General features: G+C 68.3%; 16 protein-coding genes. 5 read left to right on the forward strand and 11 right to left on the reverse strand.

The window, feature by feature from the left end:
- Positions 1 to 3,421: 3,421 nt before the first annotated feature.
- The gene (locus ACYVE7_RS01080; RefSeq protein WP_460362355.1) at positions 3,422 to 4,660 is read right to left on the reverse strand and encodes an aminotransferase-like domain-containing protein; all 1,239 of its coding nucleotides are present in this window, start codon (positions 4,658 to 4,660) and stop codon (positions 3,422 to 3,424) included.
- Between the two features lie 1,223 nt (positions 4,661 to 5,883).
- Between ACYVE7_RS01080 and ACYVE7_RS01085 the strand changes: the two genes are divergently transcribed.
- Together ACYVE7_RS01085 and ACYVE7_RS01090 are read left to right on the forward strand one after the other, a co-directional pair.
- Positions 5,884 to 6,393: a GNAT family N-acetyltransferase gene (locus tag ACYVE7_RS01085; protein WP_460362357.1), complete on the forward strand. Its 510-nt coding sequence runs from the start codon at positions 5,884 to 5,886 to the stop codon at positions 6,391 to 6,393.
- A 103-nt stretch (positions 6,394 to 6,496) separates the two neighbouring features.
- Entirely contained in the window at positions 6,497 to 7,867 is a 1,371-nt protein-coding gene (locus ACYVE7_RS01090) for a DNRLRE domain-containing protein (RefSeq protein ID WP_460362358.1), read from the forward strand.
- A 60-nt stretch (positions 7,868 to 7,927) separates the two neighbouring features.
- On the opposite strand, the gene trxA is transcribed toward ACYVE7_RS01090, so the two are convergent.
- Positions 7,928 to 8,242 (reverse strand): thioredoxin, encoded by a 315-nt coding sequence (gene trxA / locus ACYVE7_RS01095; protein WP_460362360.1) that lies wholly within the window; start codon positions 8,240 to 8,242, stop codon positions 7,928 to 7,930.
- Between the two features lie 2 nt (positions 8,243 to 8,244).
- Positions 8,245 to 9,171 carry a thioredoxin-disulfide reductase gene (gene trxB / locus ACYVE7_RS01100; RefSeq protein ID WP_460362362.1) on the reverse strand — a complete coding sequence of 309 codons (927 nt, stop codon included), beginning with the start codon at positions 9,169 to 9,171 and terminating at the stop codon, positions 8,245 to 8,247.
- A gap of 107 nt (positions 9,172 to 9,278) precedes the next feature.
- On the opposite strand from trxB, the gene ACYVE7_RS01105 reads away from it, so the two are divergent.
- The gene (locus ACYVE7_RS01105) at positions 9,279 to 9,851 is read left to right on the forward strand and encodes a dienelactone hydrolase family protein (protein ID WP_460362364.1); all 573 of its coding nucleotides are present in this window, start codon (positions 9,279 to 9,281) and stop codon (positions 9,849 to 9,851) included.
- 2 nt (positions 9,852 to 9,853) lie between these two features.
- Here the strand turns inward: ACYVE7_RS01105 and ACYVE7_RS01110 are convergent, their stop codons facing one another.
- From ACYVE7_RS01110 to ACYVE7_RS01135, 6 genes are read right to left on the reverse strand one after another with little or no spacing between them, the layout of a single operon-like run.
- On the reverse strand, positions 9,854 to 10,570 hold the full coding sequence (locus ACYVE7_RS01110) for an anti-sigma factor family protein (RefSeq protein WP_460362366.1): 717 nt from the start codon (positions 10,568 to 10,570) through the stop codon (positions 9,854 to 9,856).
- Positions 10,567 to 11,241: an RNA polymerase sigma factor SigM gene (gene sigM / locus ACYVE7_RS01115; RefSeq protein ID WP_460362367.1), complete on the reverse strand. Its 675-nt coding sequence runs from the start codon at positions 11,239 to 11,241 to the stop codon at positions 10,567 to 10,569. Before sigM ends, ACYVE7_RS01110 begins: the two co-directional genes overlap by 4 nt.
- A complete protein-coding gene (locus ACYVE7_RS01120; protein ID WP_460362369.1) occupies positions 11,241 to 12,791 on the reverse strand; it encodes an AMP-binding protein in 1,551 nt (516 codons plus the stop codon). Before ACYVE7_RS01120 ends, sigM begins: the two co-directional genes overlap by 1 nt.
- 57 nt (positions 12,792 to 12,848) lie before the next feature.
- On the reverse strand, positions 12,849 to 14,510 hold the full coding sequence (murJ, locus tag ACYVE7_RS01125; RefSeq protein ID WP_460362371.1) for a murein biosynthesis integral membrane protein MurJ: 1,662 nt from the start codon (positions 14,508 to 14,510) through the stop codon (positions 12,849 to 12,851).
- Positions 14,488 to 16,722, reverse strand: coding sequence for a DUF6049 family protein (locus tag ACYVE7_RS01130; protein ID WP_460362373.1), 2,235 nt, complete (start codon positions 16,720 to 16,722; stop codon positions 14,488 to 14,490). The genes murJ and ACYVE7_RS01130 overlap by 23 nt, the downstream gene beginning before the upstream one ends.
- Positions 16,723 to 16,738: 16 nt before the next feature.
- A complete protein-coding gene (locus ACYVE7_RS01135) occupies positions 16,739 to 17,239 on the reverse strand; it encodes an aminoacyl-tRNA deacylase (protein WP_460362375.1) in 501 nt (166 codons plus the stop codon).
- 90 nt (positions 17,240 to 17,329) lie between these two features.
- Between ACYVE7_RS01135 and ACYVE7_RS01140 the strand changes: the two genes are divergently transcribed.
- The gene (locus ACYVE7_RS01140) at positions 17,330 to 18,754 is read left to right on the forward strand and encodes a CCA tRNA nucleotidyltransferase (RefSeq protein ID WP_460362430.1); all 1,425 of its coding nucleotides are present in this window, start codon (positions 17,330 to 17,332) and stop codon (positions 18,752 to 18,754) included.
- Here ACYVE7_RS01140 and ACYVE7_RS01145 read toward each other — a convergent pair.
- Entirely contained in the window at positions 18,740 to 20,005 is a 1,266-nt protein-coding gene (locus ACYVE7_RS01145) for an adenosylmethionine--8-amino-7-oxononanoate transaminase (RefSeq protein ID WP_460362377.1), read from the reverse strand. The two genes, ACYVE7_RS01140 and ACYVE7_RS01145, sit on opposite strands and share 15 nt — an antisense overlap.
- Positions 20,006 to 20,173: 168 nt before the next feature.
- Here ACYVE7_RS01145 and ACYVE7_RS01150 point away from each other — a divergent pair, with 168 nt between their 5' ends.
- Positions 20,174 to 20,818 carry a hypothetical protein gene (locus tag ACYVE7_RS01150; protein ID WP_460362379.1) on the forward strand — a complete coding sequence of 215 codons (645 nt, stop codon included), beginning with the start codon at positions 20,174 to 20,176 and terminating at the stop codon, positions 20,816 to 20,818.
- Here the strand turns inward: ACYVE7_RS01150 and ACYVE7_RS01155 are convergent.
- A complete protein-coding gene (locus tag ACYVE7_RS01155; protein WP_460362381.1) occupies positions 20,734 to 22,008 on the reverse strand; it encodes an MFS transporter in 1,275 nt (424 codons plus the stop codon). The genes ACYVE7_RS01150 and ACYVE7_RS01155 overlap by 85 nt on opposite strands.
- Between the last annotated feature and the right edge of the window lie 45 nt (positions 22,009 to 22,053).

The following is a 22,053-nucleotide window of genomic DNA, read 5'->3' on the forward strand; positions in this document are numbered from 1 at the left end:
ACCCACCCGAGCCCACGCCGACCACCCCACCCCAAGGGCCCAAGCCCAACCCCAACCGGCCAGCCAACAACTCCTCCACAGAAGCGAAGCCAACACACCTCAAGCGAGCCCAGCTCCGCGCTCCACCCCGCGCTCCACCCCGCGCTCCACCCCGCGCTCCACCCCGCCTCGCTCGCAAGGCCCCCCAACGTCCCGCTCTCCCACTGGTCGGTACACAGCATGTGGATAGACCAGCGCGGCCCCACCCGCCCCGCCGAGAAAGCCGCGCCATCGTTGAGACCGAGCCGAGGCCCGCAAGGACGCTCCCTTCCTCTCGCCTGCACTAGATTCCCCCGACGCCCGACGCCCGACGCCCGACGCCCGACGCCCGACGCCCGACGCCCGACGCCCGACGCCCGACGCCCGACGCCCGGAATCAGCTTTAGCCGTGTGGCAGGGCCGGGGCCACTGATGCGAGCCGCCGCTTGCTGTGGGAGCTGCCGGGCTTGCCGGTCGGGGGGGTGGAACGGGGCCAAGCTAGCGATCCTGTAGGTGCGTCTCCAGGGGCGTTTCACGTGAAACGAAGGCGAGGAACATCGCTCTGTCAAGGTCGATGCTCAGTGCAGCGAGCAGGCCGTGGTCTTGCCTAGGTCTTATGCCAGCGAGCGTTCCGACTACGCGGGTCCAGGCGCTCGTGACTAGGACTGGGCCCTTAGAGAGGGAGAAACGTCTTAAGAATTAGGAGCGGCAGCCTGCGCGGGAGGGCAATGCGCAGGCTGGCCGGACGTTAGCTCCGCGGATCGTCTCCGATGTTCGACGAGGCCGGTGGAGCCAGACCAGCCGAAGTGTCATCTTGGAGGTCCAACCGGGTGAGCCAACTGCACCGGAGCTCGCGGTCCGCGTACCCTCGCCGCGCAGTCGGCCATGACGACCTACGGCCATTCATTGGGACTGCGTCACGGTGTGCTGCAGCGCTGAGGTGGGAACGGGGATCTCCTCCGTCGTCCCCGCTGGCCTTCCTCCCGGAGTCGTTGACCGCGACGATTCGCCCCTGGAGACGTATGCGGCCGTAGATAGCGGTCGAACCGAGCGTTGGAGAAGCGGAGCACCGGCCCTCCGGAACGCCTCGATGAGGTGATGCTGCCTAGCGCGGCCTCGCTTCCCCAATCTGACGGCCGGGGAGCGGCCAACTCAAGTTCGCGGGCTGGCCATGAGCAGGCGGCTAATCGGAGCCCCAGGTCTTCCCCTTGCGCCCGCCCGGCACCGGTACGGGGCCCCATGCCCCCGCCCGTCTTGTGAAGGCACCCTTGAACCGCGTTTCTGGGGGACGAGGTCCCGGTGGCCGGAGAGCGGTCGCCTCGTTTCACGTGAAACAGCGACTCCGGTTCAGGTCGAGTGGTTGCTGGCGGGTGAGGGGGCCGCGAGAGAGGCGAAGCTACGGATCTCTCGTACGAGCACCGCTCTGGGTGCCATGGTCCGCGCTTCGCCGCCACTCAACTCGTTCGGCTAAGGCCGGCTTACGGGAGGACGGGCCTGCCCCGCTACTGGGCGCTGTTCTGAATCGAGTACCGAGTCGCGCGCTCATATGACCGGCCGTCGTCTCTGGCTGTGCCCACGCCAAGGCTGGTGCCTGGGCGTCTAGCCACGACGGCGCTCCCGGGCGCCGACTAGCCTGACGGAGGCGCACTGATGGGTAAGGAGACCGAGAGCCCTCCTGCCTCAGCCGCGCCGGTAACCCGGGCCTGGCTCATCTGCCCGCTGCTGTGGGGCGGGAGAAACTCCGGGTGCTCGGCTAGTGCGAGTCGGCCCCGCAGCGTCGCTAGTGACTTGAACTGTCGTTACCGAGGGCCTGGCGCGGTGCCGGAGCTGGTTTCACGTGAAACAGAGCGAGGCCGAGGATCTGCAGGATCGATCGGCTTGCGTAGCTCGTAGGTTCAGGCAGCACTCAGAGGTTCCAGCGTCCCCGAAACGGGCCTTGCTGGTGCGAGGAAGACAAAGGCGGACCGGTGTCGGGCGGAGGGGGCCTCACCTTCCCCGTTGCGGGGTTTCGGTAGTGAGCCTTCGGTCCTCCTCGGGAAGCTTACAGCGCTCGTTTCACGTGAAACCAGTGCCGTAGGTCCAGATGGAAGGCGTCGCCACCGATCGATCCGAGGACGGCGCAAGTGAGCACAGGCCACGTCCTGGCGAGAACGTGGCCACCGAGAAGAGCTTTGCGGGCGGGCCCAGGGGGAGCGGCGCGGTGTCTCCTGGGAGAGCTGACAGGCTGGAATGAGAGCGATCACTAGCTAGGCGTCGCCGTCATAATGCTGGCCATGGCATCCGGGCTCTCCGGGTCACGGCTCCCTAAGTAGGGTTCGTTCGGTGTTGCCGCGAGCCCCTGGCGCGGCTTGGCGCGGCCCCGCGAGCCCTTGAGTCCATGACTCGCGGCAGGCAGACGACTTCGCGGTATGCGCCGTATCCGGCTGCCCACGAAGAGGGAGCGACGTCCGGGGCGGGTCTCGCACCCAGCCGTTGGTCTGGCTGAGCTCGCTCCCTCCACCCTGTCCGTTCAGGGATGTTGGTCCGCGCAAGGGTGAGGTCAGCGCGCTTGCGTGAACAGCATCCCTGCGCGGGCCGACCCTTGAGGCGCTCCATGGTTCGTGGCCTCTGCCAGTCCATGTGGGGAGCAGACCGCGCCGCGCGCCGTCGCGACGGTCTTCCTGGTGCCGGTCTCCCGCCTCAACGCCGTCCGGTGAGTCCGATACCCCGCTGTGTAGGCCCTCCTCGCAGGAGTGAAGCTTGACCTCCACTTGCCCGTGCAGCGCCAGACGAACGCTCCTTCGGAGGTCACATGCAAGGGGGCACTGTGGCGAATACCGTCACAACCGGATCCGGAATACTCTCGGCCCATTAGGTTCACGGTTCTTCTTCGTGACGCTCAGGAGCCTGTTGGAGGCGTCGTCGCTCGTCGGGCATCAGATCGATGCCCATCCACGGTGGCCTCACGCATCAGAGGTTCCCGGTCATCGACGAAGTTCGCTGGCCAGCCCCGGGGACGCCGGGCCCACTGCTCGAAGCCGTTCCCTCGTGGTGAAGATCGCCCCGATCAAGTCCGGCGCATCGCGCGCTGCGTGGCCGTAGATCCGCTCTGCTGAGTGGCGCCCAGTCGCTCAGTCCACAGCCTGAGGACCAACGGGCTACCCAAAGCCGTGTCCTCGCAGCGGCGGGGCTCCTTCCCTCCGTCTCAAGCCTTCGATGAGGCAGTGGGTTCTCCAGCATGACCGTGCTAGAAGCGCGCGACCGGCTGGATTGAGGGTGCGTCGTTGGCCACCGGCTGCGGATAGTTCTCCGCCCGCCTGCTCAGCATTGGGTGGACGGGAGGGAGGGGATTGGTGGGGGAGGGGGAATGGAAACGCCCCGGGAGGGAGCCCGGGGCGTGTTTCACGTGAAACGGGGGGTTGGGTTAGGGGTGGAAGGTGTTGCGGAGGTCTTGTTCGGCTTGGATTACTTCGGATAGGCGGCGGACGCCTTCTTGGAGATGGGCGGGCTCGGGGTAGCAGTAGGAGAGACGGAGGTGGCGGTGGCCGGAGCCGTCGGCGTAGAAGCCGGTGCCGGGGACGTAGGCGACGCGGTTGGCGATGGCCAGGGGGGCCATGGCTTTGGAGTCGAGGCCCTCGGGGAGGGTCAGCCAGACGAAGAAACCGCCGGCGGGGCGGGTCCAGGTGGTGCCTTCGGGCATGTGGGTCGTGAGGGCTTCGAGCATGGCGTCGCGGCGTTCACGGTAGAGCTCGGTGAAGGTCTTCACCTGGTCGCGCCAGGGATGGGCGGACAGGAACTCGCGGACGGCGAACTGGGTGAGGTTCGAGTGGGAGAGCATCGCCGACTCGGCCGCCAGAACCAGTTTGGCGCGGACGGCGTGCGGGGCCAGAGCCCAGCCGACACGGAGGCCGCTGGCGAAAGTCTTGGAGAACGAGCCGAGATAGACGACGCGCTCGGACTCGTCGGCGCGCATGGGGCGCGGCGGGAGGCCGTCGAAGCTCAGAAGACCGTAGGGGTTGTCCTCGATGATGAGGAGGTCGAACTCCTCCGCGAGGGCCAGGACCTCCGCGCGGCGCGCCGTCGACAGGGTGACGCCCGCCGGGTTCTGGAACGTGGGCACCGTGTAGAGGAACTTGACGCGGCGGTTCTCGGCGCGCAGCCGGACCAGGGTCTCGCGGAGCGCCTCGGGAACAAGCCCCAGCGCATCCATCGGAACGTGCACCACGTCGGCCTGGTAGGCGGCGAACGTGCCGAGCGCACCCACATACGACGGGGACTCGGCGAGGACGACATCACCCGGATCGACGAAGATCTTGGTGAGGAGGTCGAGCGCCTGCTGGGAGCCGACCGTCACGGTCACGTCTTCGGGGCTCGCGGTGATGCCCTCCATGGCCATCACTTCGCAGATCCGTTCGCGGAGCTCGGGGTCGCCCTGCGCCGACCCGTACTGGAGGGCCTGCGAGCCACGCGTCGCCACCACGTGCTGGAGCATCGCGCCGACCTCGTCGAGGGGGAGCGCGGAGACGAACGGCATACCGCCGGCGAGGGAGACGATCTCCGGCCGGGTGGCCACCGCGAACAGAGCTCGGATCTCGGAGGCGACCATGCCGCGTGCACGTGCGGCATAGCGGTCGAGATGCGAGTCGCTGCGGGTGGTCTCCATGGGTCTGCCTCCTTGGCCGGGCCGATTGAGCCGGGTTCCCACCGTACGACACGCCCTCCCACCCGCGCTCGCCGGTATCAGGAACGCCCCCACCTTCCTCCCACCCCGACCGACCCCTCGCCCCAACACCTCTAGGACGTACTTCAAGGCACCTTGCTCTGCCTACGGGACGACTACCGCGACTCAACGCTGACCACGCGGACCGATTCCACCGCCTCGAAGTCGTGACGGTCGACGGCCGCACCCTCGTGACCGCCCCGGCTACTGCTCGCGATGCAGACGACACCCCGCCGCGAAGAGCACCCACTGCTCCAAGCGCGCCCAACGGTCTGCCTCTTCGGAGTCTCACCCGCAGGACTCCGCGAAGGCAGACGACTTCGCGGTATGCGCCGCATCCGGCTGCCCGCCAGGACGACGCGACGCCCGGGGCGGGTCTCGCACCCAGCCGCTGCTCCGGCTGAGCTCGCTCCCTCCACCCCGTCCGCGCAGGGATTGTCGGTCTGCGCAAGGGTGTCGGTCCGCGTGGGGATGTCGGTCCGGGCAAGGGTGTCGGTCTGCGTAGGGATGTTGCTTGCGCGAGAACGCTGACCTTGAAGCGCTCCATGGTCCGTGGCCTCTGCCAGTCCATGCTGGGAGCAGACCGTGCCGCTCGCCGTCGCGATGGTCTTCCTGGTGCGGTCTCCCGCCTCAGCGCCGCCGGTGAGTCCGATACCTCACCGTGCAGGCCTCCTCGCAGGGGTGAAGCTGGAGATCCACTCGCCCGGGCAGCACCAAGACGGACCGTGTGTACAGCGGCTTGGGCGGAGCGCGCTGTTCGAGGGTGGGGGGAGGTTTCATCCTGTTGTTCGGCCTGCCGGAGCCGTTCCTCGCGGTGAAGGGTCCCGAGGTTCATGTGGATGGCGGTCTGGGGGGCGGACTGCTGTATTAGATGGGCGATGGGAGAGGGAGGGGGCCGGAAGTGTCCTTCGTCTGTGGATGGTTCGCGGTCATGGTGTGGGGCTTTCCACAGGCTGTGGGTGGGGGTTGGTCGCGGGGAGGGTGGACTACAGTTCCGGGTGTGGGGGCCGGGGGGTGGTCCTTGGAGAGATGGAATCGCGAAGGGTGTTTGAAGCCTGGTGTCTCGTCGCCTCGTGAACGTCACGCTCGATAATCTCGGCGATCTGCCGCGCCGGTGCCGTCATTGTGTTTTCTGGGAGCTCGACCCGGTGAGCAGGGAACGGGCCATGAACGCCGGGGACCCCGGGCTGGAGAAAGAAGCCTGGGTTTCGGCGACGCTCCTGGAATGGGGAAGCTGCGGGAAGATCGCGTTCGTGGACAACGTGCCGGCGGGTTTCGTGTTGTACGCGCCGCCGCTGTACGTGCCGCGGTCCGTCGCGTTCCCGACCAGCCCCGTCTCCGCGGACGCCGTGCTGCTGATGACAGCGCACATCGTGCCGGAGTTCACCGGCGGAGGGCTCGGCCGGATGCTGGTGCAGGGCGTCGCCAAGGATCTGACCCGGCGCGGAGTGAAAGCGATCGAAGCGTTCGGCGATCTGAAAGTGGAGGACGGCGGGTGCATGGTGCCCGCCGACTACCTGCTTTCGGTCGGCTTCAAGACGGTGCGGCCCCACCACAGGTATCCGCGACTCCGGCTTGATCTACGTTCCGCGCTGTCGTGGCGTGAGGACGTCGAGGTGGCACTCGAGCGTCTACTTGGATCTATGACCCCGGAAGGTGCGCTGCGGCCCGTCTGAGACGATCTCAGCGACCCGAATAATTCCCGCGGACAGTGGGCATTTCGGACAGGTTGCCGATAAGGTCATCCGACCCCGATCGAGCACCCCCGAGAGGCCACCGGTGAAAGTCCGCCTTACCTCCCTGACCGCCGTGGCGGCGCTGGCGTTGAGCGTGATGCAGGCGCCGGTCGCGCACGCCTCCGTCCCCGCAGAAGCCGCCGCCGTGCCCGCCGTCGCCGCCGCGAAGGCCGCCGCCAAGCGCTACCCGGGCAACCGGATCGGCTGGGCGTACGTCAACAAGGCCACCCCGAAGAAGACCTACGTCTTCAAGAAGACCCCGCTGCCCATCGGCAAGAAGGGCAAGAACCTCTACCGCAGCTTCCTGCGCATGGACCTCAGCTCCGCCACCGAAGCCGTGAAGATCAAATCGGTGAAGCTGACGGTCCCGGTGAAGACGCCGAACCCCTGCGTCAAGAGCAAGAACTACGCCGTCCAGGTGTTCATCGTGAAGCCGCTCACGAAGAAGGCCACCTGGAAGAACCAGCCGAAGTCCCTGGGCAAGCGGTGGCAGTGGCTGAAGCCGAAGTGCTCGGGCAAGCGCCTCGAAGTCGACGTGACGCGTCCCGCGCGCGCCCTGCTCAACAACGACCAGACGTCCATCTCGATCGGCCTGCGCGCCGACAGCGAGAAGGACGCCCGCAAGTACATGACGTTCGGCCGTGACGCGAAGCTCGTCATCAAGGCCACCTACGAGTCCGGCAACGGTGACCCCGGCACCGGCCCCGACCCGTCCACCAACAAGCCGAACGCCGTCGTCAACGCCACGGCGGGCGGCCAGGGCTGTGCGGTCGGCGCGAACCGGCCCAAGTTCGCCACCGGCGACGTCGGGTTCAGCGGCACGGTCTCCGACGCGGACGGCGGGTTCGTCCGGCTCCGCGCCGAGTACCGCAAGAAGGGCGCGCTCGACGCGAAGGCCCTGGAGGGCAAGCAGAAGTTCACCGACCAGAACCAGGCCGTCACCAGCACCGCCGGTGTCGCCGGGCTGGAGAACGCCGTCTACGAGTGGCGCGTCCAGGCCGCTGACGACGTCGCGGGCGGCGCGTGGAGCGGCTGGTGCGAGTTCGAGGTGGCCGTCCCGGTCGCTGCCGCTCCGCCTGCGGCTCCCGTGGAACTGAAGCTGATCGCCGGTGGTGTCGAGTACCCGTGTGGTGCCGTGCCGACGGTTCCGGAGGGTGTCGCCGTGACGGCCTCAGCGAAGGTCGTCGAACCGAACGGTGACAAGACCATGGCCCACTTCGCCTTCCAGGCCGCGGACGGCGCGCTGTGGAAGGGCGCAGGAGCCATCGACACCGGCGATTCCGTCGCCCAGGTGAAGACCGTGACCGTGCCCGCGGCCGCGCTCACCGCCGGCCTCAACCGGATGGCCGTCTACGCCGCCGACAAGGACGGCAAGGGCCCGGTCTCCGCGACGTGCGAGTACAAGATCGCCTGACACTGACGTGAACAGAAAGGGCCCCGTCCTGAGGACGGGGCCCTTTCTCGTCGGCTGAGGTCAGATGAACTCGGCGAGTTCTCTGAGCAGCGCCGCCTTCGGCTTGGCGCCCATGATCTGCTTCACGACCTGGCCGCCCTGGTAGACGTTCAGGGTCGGAATCTGCATGATTCCGTAGTTCCGCGGGATCTCGGGGTTCTCGTCGATGTTCATCTTGACGATGGAGAGCTTGTCGCCGTGCTCGTTGGCGATCTCTTCGAGGATGGGCGCGACCATCCGGCAGGGCCCGCACCACTCGGCCCAGAAATCGACCAGGACGGGCTTGTCGCTCATCAGGACCTCGTTGTCGAAGGTCTTGTCGGTCACGGCTTTCATCTCTAAGCCTCCTGAAGGTAGCGCTCGGCGTCGATCGCCGCGGAGCAGCCGCTGCCGGCTGCGGTGATGGCCTGACGGTAGATGTGGTCGACCACGTCACCGCAGGCGAACACGCCGGGAATCTTCGTCCTGGTCGTCGGGTGCTCGACGGTCAGGTAGCCCTCGTCGTCCTTGTCGAGCTGGCCGGTGAACAGTTCGCTGCGCGGGTCGTGGCCGATCGCGATGAACAGGCCCGTCACGTCGAGGACGCTCTCGTCACCGGTCTTCAGGTTCTTGATCTTGACGCCTTCGACCTTGTTCTCGCCGAGGATGTCGACGACTTCGCTGTCCCAGACGAACGTGATCTTCTCGTTGGCGAAGGCGCGGTCCTGCATGATCCGCGACGCCCGGAGCGTGTCGCGGCGGTGCACGACGGTCACGTTCGCGAACTTAGTGAGGAAGATGGCCTCTTCCATGGCGGTGTCGCCGCCGCCGACGACCACGATGTTCTGGTCGCGGAAGAAGAACCCGTCGCAGGTGGCGCACCACGACACGCCGCGTCCGGAGAGCCGCTTCTCGTTGGGCAGGCCCAGTTCGCGGTAGCCGGAGCCGGTCGCCACGATGACGGACTTGGCGTAGTGGACTTCGTCGCCCACCTTGACGATCTTGGGGTTGGCGGACAGGTCGACTTCGGTGACGTCGTCGGTGACGAGCTCGGTGCCGAAGCGCTCGGCCTGCTTGCGCAGGTTGTCCATGAACTCGGGGCCCATGATGCCGTCGGGGAAGCCGGGGAAGTTCTCGACCTCGGTGGTGTTCATCAGGGCGCCGCCTGCGGTGACGGAGCCTTCGAACAGCAGCGGCTTCAGGTCCGCGCGGGCCGCGTAGATCGCCGCCGTGTATCCGGCGGGACCCGACCCGATGATGATCACATTGCGGACTTCGGTGCTCACTTGCTGCTCCTCTGGGCTGGCTGCCGCTCCGACGTTGGCGTCAACCGATCCTAAGGCCCGCACATTCCCTACAGGGTCAGCGCCCTCCGGGCCACTAGGGTGGAGTCGTGGCGGAGATCATGTTGTTGCATTCGGTGTACGGGCAGCGGCCGGGCGTTCACGCCGCGGCCGACCGGCTGAGGGAGGCGGGCCATACGGTCCACACACCTGATCTCTACGAGGGCCGGGTGGCGGACACGTTGGAAGAGGCCAGAGAGATCCTGGCCGAGGTCGGCCGGGACAAGCTGCTGGAGGAGGCCATCAAGGCGTCCGCTCCGTACAGCGCGCACGGTCTGGTCTATGCCGGTTTCTCCCTGGGGGCGGCCATCGCCCAGACCGTCGGGATGGCCGATGAGAACGCCAAGGGGCTGCTGCTCATGCACGGCACCTCGGACCTGCCGGAGGAGGCCGACACCGAGCTTCCCGTCCAGCTGCACGTCGCCGATCCGGACGAGTTCGAGCCGTCCGACTGGCTGAACTCCTGGTATCTGGAGATGCGGCGGGCCGGCGCCGAGGTCGAGATCTTCCGCTACCAGGGCGCCGGTCATCTGTTCACCGACCCGAGCCTGCCCGACTACGACGGCGGTTACGCCGAGCAGGCCTGGGCGATCGCCCTGGATTTCCTCGCCGAAGTCGGCTGACGCTAGGCGGGCACCTGGCGGTGGATGATCTGGTCGTCCACCGTGGACGAGCAGTTCGGTCCGACCACCCAGACGTCGACGGGGCCCGGTTCCGTGCCGATCACGATGATCGTCGCGTCCTTGCCCTCGTACTTCGCCTGGTCGGCCCAGGCGATCCGCTGGCCCTTGCTGATCCGCTGGATGCAGCCGAGGAGCTGGTCGCTGACCTGCGGCCGTTCGGCCGCCAAGTCGCCGCCGATCTGCCGCCGCACCTGCTCGACGAGCCGGTCGGCACGGTACTCGGTGCCGGTGTGGGTGACCTTCGGCAGCGCTTTCGTCGGAATCGTGACGACGGCCTTGGCGTCGGGAGCCTCAGAGCCCGACCGCAGCGCGCCGACGACGACACCCGTCCCCACCCCGCCCACGACCACGACCGCGGCCGCCGCGGAAAGCAGCTGGTAGCCCCTGACCCTGCGCCGTGCCGCCAGCGACGGGACCGACGCCTTGGCCGCCTCGGCCATCAGCGCCTCGTCCAGGCGTGCCGCGAGCGAATCGGGCATCACCGGCATCGGCGCCGACGCCAGCAGCTGTGAGACGGCGCTCAGGTCCTCGAGCTTGCGGCCGCACTCCTCGCACTCGTCCAGATGGGCTTCGACGTCCCTGACGGCCGTCTCGTCCAGCAGTCCTTCGGCGAGATCGGCGAGCACGTCGTAGTCGAGGTGCTGCGTCATCTCGTTCACGGATTACCCCCTCCATCTCCCAGAACCGACGGTCTGCCCTGCCGGGGTATCGCAGGGGCATCCGTGTCAACGTTCGAAGGTCCGACGTTGGTGCCCGGCGTTCGGTTCCGAAGATGGAGAAGAAGTGGCGCGAGCCGCGCCCGGCCGCGCGCGCAGCGGCTCTTGATGGTGCCGGCCGGCACGTCCAGCACCCGGGCGGCGTCCTCCACGGCGTACCCCATCATGTCGACGAGGACGAGTGCGGCACGCTGCTCGTACGGGATCTGGGCGAGCGCGGCGGTGACGTCCAAAGTCACCTCGTGGGCGGACGTGGGATCGTTCCCACGCGGTGCGACGGCCTCGAACGAAGCCTCGTCCTGCAGGTTCACGGTCGGACGGACACGGCGCCTGCGCAGCCGGTCGAGGCAGGCGTTGACGACGATCCGGTGCAGCCACGTGGTGACGGCGGCGTCGCCACGGAACCGTCCGGCGGCACGGTAGGCGCTGAGCAGGGCGTCCTGGAGGGCGTCGGCGGCTTCTTCGGGGTCGCCGAGGGTGCGCAGGGCGACGGCCCACATCCGGTCGCGGTGCCGGGCGACCAGTTCGGCGAAGGCGTGCGGGTCGCCCTGGGCGTGCCGGAACAGCAGTTCCTTGTCGGGAACCGTGTCCACTTGGCCGCGCCCGGTGGCCATCAGCCCGTCCCGTAGACGGTGGCCTCGCCGACCTGGAGTTTGCCGCTCTTGGGACCCTTGGGGAACCAGAGGAAGACGTACCGGCCGGAACCGGTGAATTTGATCTCGGTGCTGGTGCCGAGCTTGCCGGACGCCGACTTCTCGACGCCCGCGCGCTGGTCGGCGTCGCTGACGTACACCTCGTAAGACGCGCCGATGCTGCCGATCGGGACGCTCAGCACGATCCTGCTCAGGTTCTTGCTCTGGCCCAGGTCGAGGGTGACGCCCACGCCCGTCAGGAAGTTGCCGTAGCTGGTGGCGTAGGCGGACCTGCCGTAGCCGTCGGTCTCGAAGTAGGTGGATTTGTCGCCGTCGATGATGTACTTGGCGCTGCTCTCCACATGGGTGTCGGGGTGGCCCTGGCCGGCGGGAGCGTAGTCGAAGGTGCCCTTCACGTTGTTGACGGTGATCTTCGAGCCCGGGATCGACCCGTTGGACGGCTGGACGGAACTCGTGCCGCCCGGCTCCTTCGTGTTCGGATTGTCCTTCTTACCGCCGGACATGCCCCAGATCGCCACACCGATCACGGCGACCGCGACGGCCGCGGCGGCGGCGATCAGCGGCCGGTTCACCGGCTTGGGCTCACCCGACGTCCAAGTGCCGACGGGCGCGGGCGACGGCAGCGCGGTCGTCGTCTGGGCCGTGGGACGCGGCTGGGGAACGGTCTTGGTCGGTTCGGCGGCGCGCGGCGGCCGGTTGATGATCGCCGGCGGCGGGCCGGTCTGCAGGCCGGCGAAGAGCGGCAGCGGGGTGCGCGGCACCTTCTTCAGCGCTTCGGCGACCTCGGCGGGCGTGGTGAGCGGATCGGTGGGCTCGCCCAGCTCCATCGCCCGCAGCACGATCTTCTCGACCTCTTCGGGGATCGACTCCCGGATCGTCCTGGGCGTGACGAACTCGCCGTCGGACTCCTCGGCGAGCGGCAGGCCCGACTCGTCGGCGGCGCCGGGCCAGACACCCGTCAGGGCCGCGTACAGCATCTGGCCGAGGCCGAGGGCGTCGAGCCGGCCGGGGTCGGAGGTCGACACGCCGCAGAGCACGGCGTCGACGCCGAGGCCGGTCAGCTTGACGGTGCCGCCGGTCGTCCAGACCAGGTTCTTCGCGGTCAGGCAGAGATGCGACATTCCGGCGGTGTGCGCGGCGGTCAGCGCCTCGGCGGCCTCGGAGATGAAGCGGGTGGCGCGGCCGGACTCCAGCGGGCCGTCCGCGTTGATCATGTCTTCGAGGGAGTCGCCGTTGACCCATTCGCTCACCACATAGGCCAGTTCGCCGGTGTCGTCGGCGTCGAAGACCTGGGTGAGGCGCGGATCGGTGAGCCGCGACGCGGTGCGCGCCGCGGTGACGACCTCGGCGGCGCGCGGGAAGTCCGGTTCGAAGGTCCGGACGGCGACGGCGCGCGCCAGGATCTCGTCGATGGCCTTCCACAGAGTGGAGCCACCGGCCTCGCTGCATTTCTCTTCGAGACGGTAGCGGCCGGCGAGCCTTGTTCCGGGCTCGATGACGGACGTGCTCATGACCGCTTCCGCCTGCCCGCCTCGAGAAGTCCCATGGTGCCTGACATGTTAGTAGCTTTACCGCAGGCCGGGGATCCGGGCGGTGAGGGTCCTCGTCATAGTCTCGACTTCCGCGATCCGGAGCAAGCGGGCGGAGACGAGGTAAAGGATGCCACCTCCGGCCGCGCCGACGACGAGCGCCCCGAAGGACTGCCAAGAGCCGGTTCCGGCCCATTTTTCGAACCCGACGTGACAACCCCACGCGAACGCGGCGAGGGGCCCTGCGGCGGCGAGCATCTTCACGTGCGAGGCGATGATCCGGCCGGCGTCCATCCGGCCCAGCCTGCGGCGGAGCACCAGCGCGCAGACGAAGACCCCGACCACGTTGGTGATCACGAACGCGCCGGCGATGCCGGTGATGATGTCCTGCGGCTGGAACGTCACATAGGCGGCGTACGCGCAGGCGATGTTGGTCGCGACCGTCGCGATCGCGATCAGCGCGGGCGTCCTGGTGTCGCGGTAGGCGTAGAAGACCCGCAGCATGAGCTGGTAGATCGAGAACGGCACCAGCGCGACGGCGAACACCTGCATGACCCGGCCGATCACCGAGGCGTCCTGGATCGTGAGGTTGCCTCGGGCGAGGAACGTGGTGACGATGTCGCCCGAGAGCGTCAGCAGCAGCGCGGCACCCGGGATGATCAACGCGGAGGACAGCCGGAGCCCGGCGGAGAAGTCGTCGCGGACGAGGTCGGCGTCGTTCTCCGCGGCGTGCCGGCTCATCCGCGGCAGCAGCGCGGTGATCACCGAGACGGCGACGATCGCGTACGGGAGCTGGAAGAACTGGTAGGCGGTCGAGTAGGACGCGAACCCGTAGGCGTGGCCGAGCCCCGCGGCGTACGCCTCGGCGTCGCCGCCGTTGACGAACCGGGTGACCATCAGGAAGCCGACCTGGGTGAGGACGACGTAGAACAGCGTCCACACGGCGGTACGTCCGACCAGCCCCAGTTCGCCCGGTTTGAAGTCGAGGCGCGGCCGCCACTTCCAGCCGACCTTCCGCAGCGACGGCCAGAGCGCGACCGTCTGCAGCACGATCCCGCCGGTCGTCGCGCAGGCCAGCAGCAGGAACTCGCCGTTGGTGAGGTTGTCGGCGGTCGCGTCTCCCTTGTGGATCGCGAAGAAGACGCCGCCCATCGCGATCACGACGAGGTTGTTCAGGACGGGCGCCCACATCGGCGCGGCGAACGAGTCACGGGTGTTGAGGATCGCGCCGGCGAAAGCCCCCACCCCGTAGAAGAAGATCTGCGGCAGGAAGAAGACCGCGAACATGACCGCGAGATCGCTCTCCTTGCCGGTCAGATGCGGGTTGTACGCATGGATGATCACCGAGGAGAGCGCGACCGCCGTGATGGTGATCGCCAGCAGGAACAGCACCGCGGCCGTGAACACCCGCTGCTCGTACTGCTCGCCGTAGACCTTGTCCTGTTTGCGCGCCTTGACCAGCAGCGGCACGATCACGCTGCTGAGGATCCCGCCGAGCAGCAGGTCGTAGACGATGTTGGGGATCGTGTTCGACAGGTTGTAGATGTTCGCGAGGGCCTGGCCCAACGCGACGACGATCACAGCCGTCCGGACGAATCCGGTGAGCCGGGAGGCGATCGTGCCCAGGGCCATCAACGCCCCGGACCGCATCAGACTGGACGCGCCGCCGCCACGCGCATCAGCCTGCCGCTGCTCCGTCATGCTCTGCTTCCTCCTCTTTGCGCCGCCGCCGGGCGCGCATTCCCCGGAAGCCTACGCCCAGAGCCAGGACGGCGAGGGCGCCAAGCGTGATCAACCATCCGATGAAAGGAATGTCGCTCGTTTTGACGTCGAAATCCTGGTGACCGATCCGCTCGCCCGCGGGGTTGTAGATGTCGACGTTCACCTTGACGGTGCGATTGGAGGAGCCGGTGACCTGCTCCATCGGGATCTGCAGCCCCAGCTTCTCGCCTCTGTTGAGCTTGAGTGGCATGGCGTACCCCGGCGGGTTGGTCTTCTCGCCCGCCGCGTTCTTGACGATCAGCACGTTCGGTTCGGTGGAGGTCACGATCACCTGGACCTCGACCGGTTCCTGGTAGTCGTTGGCGACGATCAGCTGCACGTTCGCCTCGGAACCGGTCAGCCCCTTGACGGTGCGCTGGTCGCCGTCCGCGTCGTCGCCCAGCACGGCGAAGACCTTCTTGGTCTGCTTGCCGACGGCCTCGTTCGCGGCGGCCATGAACAGTCCGGCTCTGCGCCGCTGGGCGGCCCCGCCACGCCAGATGCCGGACGCGGTGCGCATCGCGGCGGTCCGGAGGTTGTCGCGGTCGGGGTCGAAGACCTTGCCGAACGCGATCGCCTTCTGGTCGAGCCGGTTGACGGCGTCCAGGTAGGTGCTGGGCAGGGCCGAGGGGACGGTCAGTTCGTTCACCGGCGTGCGTTTCGCGACGGGAGCCCTGGCGACGTCACCGAGCGAGGTCGGCTTCAGCCACCGTCCCCAGGGCTGGGCGCCGTCGAGGAGGAACCGCGCGAACTCCGGCGTCGGGGACCAGCCACGCTCGGGCGTGATGACCAGGGTGCGCTGCGTGCCCGGTTGCTCCTGGTGGAACACGGCGGTCTCCGCGATGTACCGCTGCTCGGCGGCCAGGGTCTCGGCCGGATTCCTGATCGGCCCGCTGATCACGTTCTGCAGCGTGTCGTCGTAGGTGAGAACCCGGTGCGGTCTGCCTTTGGCGTCGTTGATCGAGGTGGTCGCGCTGGGCGTGAGGTTCTCCGGCGCGTACACCGAACCGCTCAGCAGAAAGACGCTGCTGCCGAGGCCCTTACGCTCGTTGACGATGAGCTGATTGATCGTCTTCTCGGTGGTCTTGCCGTTGAAGGGCCAGGCGAGCTTGGCGTACCGCTCCTGGGCGCCGAGGATGTCGGCGCCCTTCTTCTTGTTCTTGTAGGCGGCGGGCAGCAGGCCCAGCGGCCCGGTCTTCTTCTTGGGATCTTCCTTGGGGATGGTCGCCATCTTGGCGTGGACCAGCGCGACGGAGTCCGGGTCGCCGTACGGCGTGAAGAAGAACGGGACCCGGCCGCCGGACGTCATCCGCTTCAGCGTGCTCAGCCACGTGCCGGCGTTCGCGTTCTTCGGGTATGTCTTGCCCTTGATCTCCGAACCGGGCGGGTCGACGAGGTAGTCGCCTGAGGCCATCGTGTTGAGATCGTCGAGCAGACCGGGGTCGATCGCGAGCGTCAGCCCGGGGTTGGTCTCGAGGTCCGCGGCCGTCAGCAGGGTGTTCAGCCGGTTCTTGCCGGACACCTCGGCGGCCAGGGCGTCGTTGACGAAGACCTCGTCGGTGGTGCGGTGCGCCTGCTTCTCCAGCAGCGGCCAGACGAACGACACCTTCGTCTTGGGCAGTTTGGTGGATTTGGCCGGCACATAGGTGATGAACGAATGCTGGGCGTCGAGCTGCTCGCCGTTGGTGTTGACGGCTTTCAGCATCAGCGGGAACGTGGCGAGCTCCGCGCCGCCGATCTGCTTGCCCGGCTGCTTCCAGGTCAGCGCGACGGTCTTGGACCCGCCGGCCGGCAGGTCGAAGGGCCGCGCCGACTGGTCGACCCTGGCTCCGCCCGGGGCGTCGGCGGTGGAGTTGGCGAACTGGTTGAGCTCGCTGCGCGTCTCGATCTGGTCGCCGTACGCCAGCCGGACGGTGAGGCCGGTGATCGCGACCGGCCCCGAGTTGACGATCTTCGCGGTGACGGTGAGCTCGGGCAGCTTCGGCCCGATGGTCTGCGGGGACATCCCCAGCATCGTCAGCTTGATCGGGTCTTTGGCGACGCTCTGGTTGGCCGCGTGTGGCCGGGGACGGGCGGGTTCGGCCGCCGCCGGGGGTGCGACGGCGACGAGGAGGACCGCCGCGCAGAGCGCAGCGGAAAACCGATCTCTCACCAGATGTTCCGCCGTGTCACGCGCTCGATCGTAGTGGCCCGGCCAGAGTGCAAGGCTTCGCACCGGTCAATCTCCAGAGATCGATCGAGCGGATTCCCAGGGCTGTGGACGCTTCACCCGTTGCCGTGTACACGACTTCTTCGACGTCCAGCGCGTCGATGAGCTCTTCGTCCACCAGGATCGGAAGCCGGTCCGGGAGCAGGAGCGGCGCGGCCAGTTCCGCCACATAGTCGGTCATCCGGTTCACGGTGTCGGCGGGGGCGGGCCGGATCAGCCGGGGAGTGCCGAGCCCGTTGCGGACCGCTTCGTGGGTCGGGTGCGCGCCCGCGGGGACGAGCGCCGCGACCAGCTCACGCCGTCCGAACCGGTACAACCTGGTCACGATGCAGCGGTGCGGGGCCAGTCCGAGCAGCCGCGGCAGCTCGTCGGCGTGGGAGATGACCCCTGGCAGCCGGACGATCTCGTGCTGGACCTCACGGTCGAGCAGGTACCGATGTATCGCCAGGGCGTCCTTCATCTGTCCTCCAGGGGATTATCAGACGGTAACCCGCATATCGCGCGGTGTGAATACTGGTTTTGAGGGCGATCCGGGTTGCACTTACCCTTGGTGGTCGTGTCAAACGAGGAGCAGCAGAAGGCCGTGGCGGAACTCTTGCGCCGGGTCGTGCCGGCCGAGGCCGAGGAGCTGGGCGGGCTGTTCGCGGCCGCCGGGCATGAGCTCGCGCTGGTCGGGGGGCCGGTGCGCGACGCCCTGCTGAACCGGCCGGTGACCGATCTGGACTTCACCACCGACGCCCCACCCGAACGGATCCTGGAGATCATCGACGGCTGGGCGGACGCCGTCTGGACGATCGGGATCGAGTTCGGCACCGTCGGCCTGCGCAAGGGCGAGGAGCAGCTCGAGGTCACCACCTACCGGAGTGAGACCTATGACCCGAAGTCCCGCAAACCGGAGGTCTCCTACGGAACCTCGCTGATCGAGGATCTGCGCCGCCGCGACTTCGCCGTCAACGCGATGGCCGCCACCCTGCCCGGCTGCGGGTTCGTCGACCCGTTCGGCGGGGTCGACGACCTCGCGAAGAAGCTGCTGCGCACGCCGGGCCGGCCGGAGGACTCCTTCTCCGACGATCCGCTCCGGATGATGCGGGCGGCCAGGTTCGCGTCCCAGCTCGGCTTCTCGATCGCGCCCGAGGTGATGGCCGCGATGAAGGAGATGTCCGGCCGGATCGAGATCGTCTCGGCGGAGCGCGTCCAGGCGGAGCTGTCGAAGCTGCTGTGCGGGGAGTTCCCGCGGCTCGGGCTCGCCGCCCTGGACGAGTCGGGCCTCGCCGCGCACGTGCTGCCCGAGCTGCCCGCCCTCCGGCTGGAGATCGACGAGCACCACCGCCACAAGGACGTCTACGAGCACTCGCTGATCGTCCTGGACCAGGCGATCGCCCAGGAGGAGGACGGCCCCGACCTCATCCTGCGGCTGGCCGCCCTGCTCCACGACATCGGCAAGCCGCGCACCCGCCAGCATCTGCCGGGCGGCCGGGTCTCCTTCCACCACCACGAGATGGTCGGCGCGAAGATGACCAAGAAGCGGCTGACCGCGCTCAAATACCCGAAAGAGGTCATCCAGGACGTCTCGCGGCTGGTCGAGCTGCATCTGCGCTTCCACGGCTACGGCGACGGCGAGTGGACCGACTCGGCCGTCCGCCGGTACGTGCGCGACGGCGGCCATCTGCTTTCCCGCCTGCACAAACTGACGCGCGCCGATTGCACCACGCGCAATCGGCGCAAGGCCGACCGGCTGGCCCGCACCTACGACGCCCTCGAGGAGCGGATCGCGCGCCTCGAAGAGGAAGAGGAGCTCGGCAAGATCCGTCCCGACCTCGACGGAGTGGAGATCCAGGAGATCCTCGGAATCGCCCCTGGCCCCGAGGTCGGCAAGGCGTACCGGTTCCTGATGGAGCTCCGGCTCGACCAGGGGCCCGTCGGCAAGGACGCCGCCCGCGCCGCCCTGCTGACGTGGTGGTCAGCCCAGGGTTAGCGCGCCCGCCCGCATCGCCCCGGTGATGCGGGCGAGATCGTCGGCGGGGGTGATGTACGGCGGCATCGTGTAGATCAGGTTCCGGAACGGGCGGAGCCAGACCCCGTGGGCGATCGCCGCGTTCTGGACTTTCTGCTGGTCGAGCGGGATCGAGGTCTCGATCACGCCGATCGCGCCCTTGATCCGGACGTCCTTGACGCCGGGCAGCGCGGCGACCCCGTCCAGGCCGTCGCGGAGCGCGGTCTCGATGTTCTTGACCTCGGTCCGCCAGTCGCGTTCGGCGAGCAGCCCGAGCGACGCGTTGGCCACGGCGGCGGCCAGGGGGTTGGCCATGAAGGTCGGGCCGTGCATCAGCGGTGCCTCGCCCGCGGAGATCCCGGCCGCGACCCGGTCGGTGGTGAGGGTGGCGGCCATGGTCAGGTAGCCGCCGGTCAGGGCCTTGCCGACGCACATGATGTCGGGGGAGACCCCGGCGTGGTCGGCGCCCCAGAACTCGCCGGACCGGCCGAACCCGGTGGCGATCTCGTCCAGGATCAGCAGCAGGCCGTGCTCGTCGGCGAGCCGGCGCAGCGCCCGCAGATGGGACGGGTCGTAGAAGCGCATTCCGCCGGCGCCCTGGACGATCGGCTCGACGATGATCCCGGCCAGTTCGTGGGCGTGCTCCTCGACCAGTATCCCCAACCTGTGGACGTAGTCGTCGTCGTTGTCCACAGGGGGTTCGGGGGCGAAGAGGTGGAGCGGCAGGACGTCGGTGAAGAGCTGGTGCATCCCGTTGACCGGGTCGCAGACGGCCATGTCGCCGAAGGTGTCGCCGTGGTAGCCGCCCCGCACCGTGAGCAGCCGGGTGCGATGGATTCCCTGGTTCTTCCAGAACTGCAGCGCCATCTTGATCGCCACCTCGACGGCCACCGAGCCGGAGTCGGCGAAGAACACCTTGGTGATCCCGGCGGGGGCGAGCCCGAGCAGGGTGCGGGCCAGTTCGACGGCCGGCGGATGGGTGAGCCCGCCGAACATCACATGCGCCATCCGGCCGAGCTGGCCGGTGATCGCCGCGTTGAGCACCGGGTGGTCGTAGCCGTGGATCGCCGCCCACCAGGAGGACATGCCGTCGATGAGCCGACGCCCGTCGGCGAGGGTCAGCCGTACCCCGTGCGCCTCGACGACGGGGTGGACGGGCGCGGTCGCGGGCATCGGCGCGTAGGGGTGCCAGACGTGCTCGCGGTCGTAGGCGAGGAGCTCATCGGGGGACATGGGCATCCAGCGTAGCCGCGTGATCTGTATTACTCGCGAGTAGCTGACCTGGGCAAACGCGTACTGACGCGATCCACGTGATACGCCTCACCTGCACATTCTTCTAACTAGACGATCTGCCATCAGTAACTTGATCGAGAAAGTAACTCCTTCCCTCCGGGAGCCCCCGTGAAAGTCGCAACCGCACTCGCGACCGCTGTCCTCCTGCTCGCCCCCGTCCAGCCCGCGTCGGCCGCCCCCGCCGGCAGCGCCCGGGTCACGCCGGGCACCGTCGTGGTCAACGAGCGCGGAGCGGGCACCTGGGCCACGATTTCCGCCACCGGAATTCCGTCCTGGGCGGATTTCGTCGACGTGGATCTGCGCGGTCCTCGCGGGGAGCGCCTGCCGCTCGACCTGACCGTCATCGACCGGCCGGAGGTCTGGGAGGGGCAGGTCGCGTTCAGCCGGTACGACGCGGCCGGACTGTGGCGGGCCCGTCTCACCTACAGCGGCGACGGCCGGAAGGCCGCGGGACCGTCGTTTTCCTTCTCCGTCAAACGGCGGACCGTGCTTTCCGCTGACGGCAAGGGCGGCCGCGGCGGGGGCGGCGGCGGGATCAGGGGCGTGCTGCGCAGGCTCGGCGACCGTGGCGGGCTCGTGCCCTACCCGGGCCAGAAGGTCCGGCTCTACAAGTGGGCCGACGGCGCGTGGAAGTACGTCGCGGCCGACAAGACCGACGGCAAGGGCCGCTACTCCTTCACCCGCGGGAACTCCCGGTACCAGCTCCGCTTCGCCGGCACCGCCGTCAACGCCTCGTCCGTGCGCGCGGCCTGACGGGTCAGCAGGTAGTAGCCCGCGCTGGCCGCCGCGTACGCGGAGATCGTGAAGCCGAGGACGGGATAGGACAGACCGGACGGCGGCAGCGTCAGCGCGGCGACGCACGCCGCCGCCACGAAACCGACGTTGAACAGCATGTCGTAGGCGGCGAAGACCCGGCCGCGGAACTCGTCGTCCACCGACTGCTGGACGATCGTGTCCACACAGACCTTGATGCCCTGCGCGGCGACCCCCAGCACGAAACCGCCCGCCACATAGGGCGTCTGCCGGAACGGTGTGGCCAGGAGCAGCAGGCCGGCCGACGCCACCGCGAACAGGACGCTGATCCACAGATCCTTGCCGAGCCGGCGGACCGCCCACGGCGTGATCACCGCGCCGACGAGGTAGCCCAGTCCGGAGACCGCCGTGACCACGGCGAGCCCCCCGAAACCGGACGGGAAGTGGTTGCGGTACAGCAGCAGCGTCATGATCAGCCAGAGGCCGTAGACGAAGCGGTAGAGCGTGATCGCCGTCAGGGCCAGCGCGGCGGGGCGGCGGTGCGCCACATGCCGGACCCCCTCGACCATGCCTCTGACCACGTGCCGGACCGTCTCGGTGGGCGGCTCCTGCGGGCCGAGCAGATCGGGCGGCATGGTCCTGGCGACGGCCGAGGTGGCCCAGTACAGGCCGGTCGCGATGATCAGCCCGGGCAGCACGCCGCCGGCCAGGAAGCCCGCGGCCGCGCCGAAGAACGCGGCGATCGTCCCGGACGTCACCGAAACGGTGTTGGCGATCAGCAGATTCCGCTCGGCGACCACCTGGGGGAGCGCGGCCGGCAGCGCCGCCAGGAAGAACCGGTTGACGCCCAGCGCGATCAGCGCGGCCAGCAGGAACAGATCGTTGTCGTGGCTGATCAGCCAGATCATCAGCAGCACGCAGGCCGACCGGACCAGCGGGGTGTACACGAGGATCTGGCGGCGGCGCCAGCGGTCGATCAGGACGCCCGCGAACGGACCCAGCAGCGAATAGGGCAGCAGCAGGACGGCGAAGGCCAGCGCGGCCTTGCCCGCCGAGGTCTGCTTCTCGGGCGAGAAGAACAGGTAGCCGCCCAAGGCCACCTGGACGAGGCCGTCCGCGAACTGCGAGGTCAGGCGCGTCGCGTACAGCCTTCTGAAATTAGAATCCCGCCATACCTCGCGAATCCCCACAACGATCACAGTACGTCCCAGGAGCGTAGTTTCTTCGCGCCCGAG

It is taken from the genome of Actinocorallia lasiicapitis (genome assembly GCF_054778695.1).

Coding starts and splice junctions, on each gene's coding strand:
- ACYVE7_RS01080 (WP_460362355.1), bottom strand. CDS start 4,660: ATGGAGACCACCCGCAGCGACTCGCATCTCGACCGCTATGCCGCACGT.
- ACYVE7_RS01085 (WP_460362357.1), top strand. CDS start 5,884: ATGAACGCCGGGGACCCCGGGCTGGAGAAAGAAGCCTGGGTTTCGGCG.
- trxA (WP_460362360.1), bottom strand. CDS start 8,242: ATGAAAGCCGTGACCGACAAGACCTTCGACAACGAGGTCCTGATGAGC.
- sigM (WP_460362367.1), bottom strand. CDS start 11,241: ATGGCCACCGGGCGCGGCCAAGTGGACACGGTTCCCGACAAGGAACTG.
- ACYVE7_RS01120 (WP_460362369.1), bottom strand. CDS start 12,791: ATGAGCACGTCCGTCATCGAGCCCGGAACAAGGCTCGCCGGCCGCTAC.
- murJ (WP_460362371.1), bottom strand. CDS start 14,510: ATGACGGAGCAGCGGCAGGCTGATGCGCGTGGCGGCGGCGCGTCCAGT.
- ACYVE7_RS01135 (WP_460362375.1), bottom strand. CDS start 17,239: ATGAAGGACGCCCTGGCGATACATCGGTACCTGCTCGACCGTGAGGTC.
- ACYVE7_RS01145 (WP_460362377.1), bottom strand. CDS start 20,005: ATGTCCCCCGATGAGCTCCTCGCCTACGACCGCGAGCACGTCTGGCAC.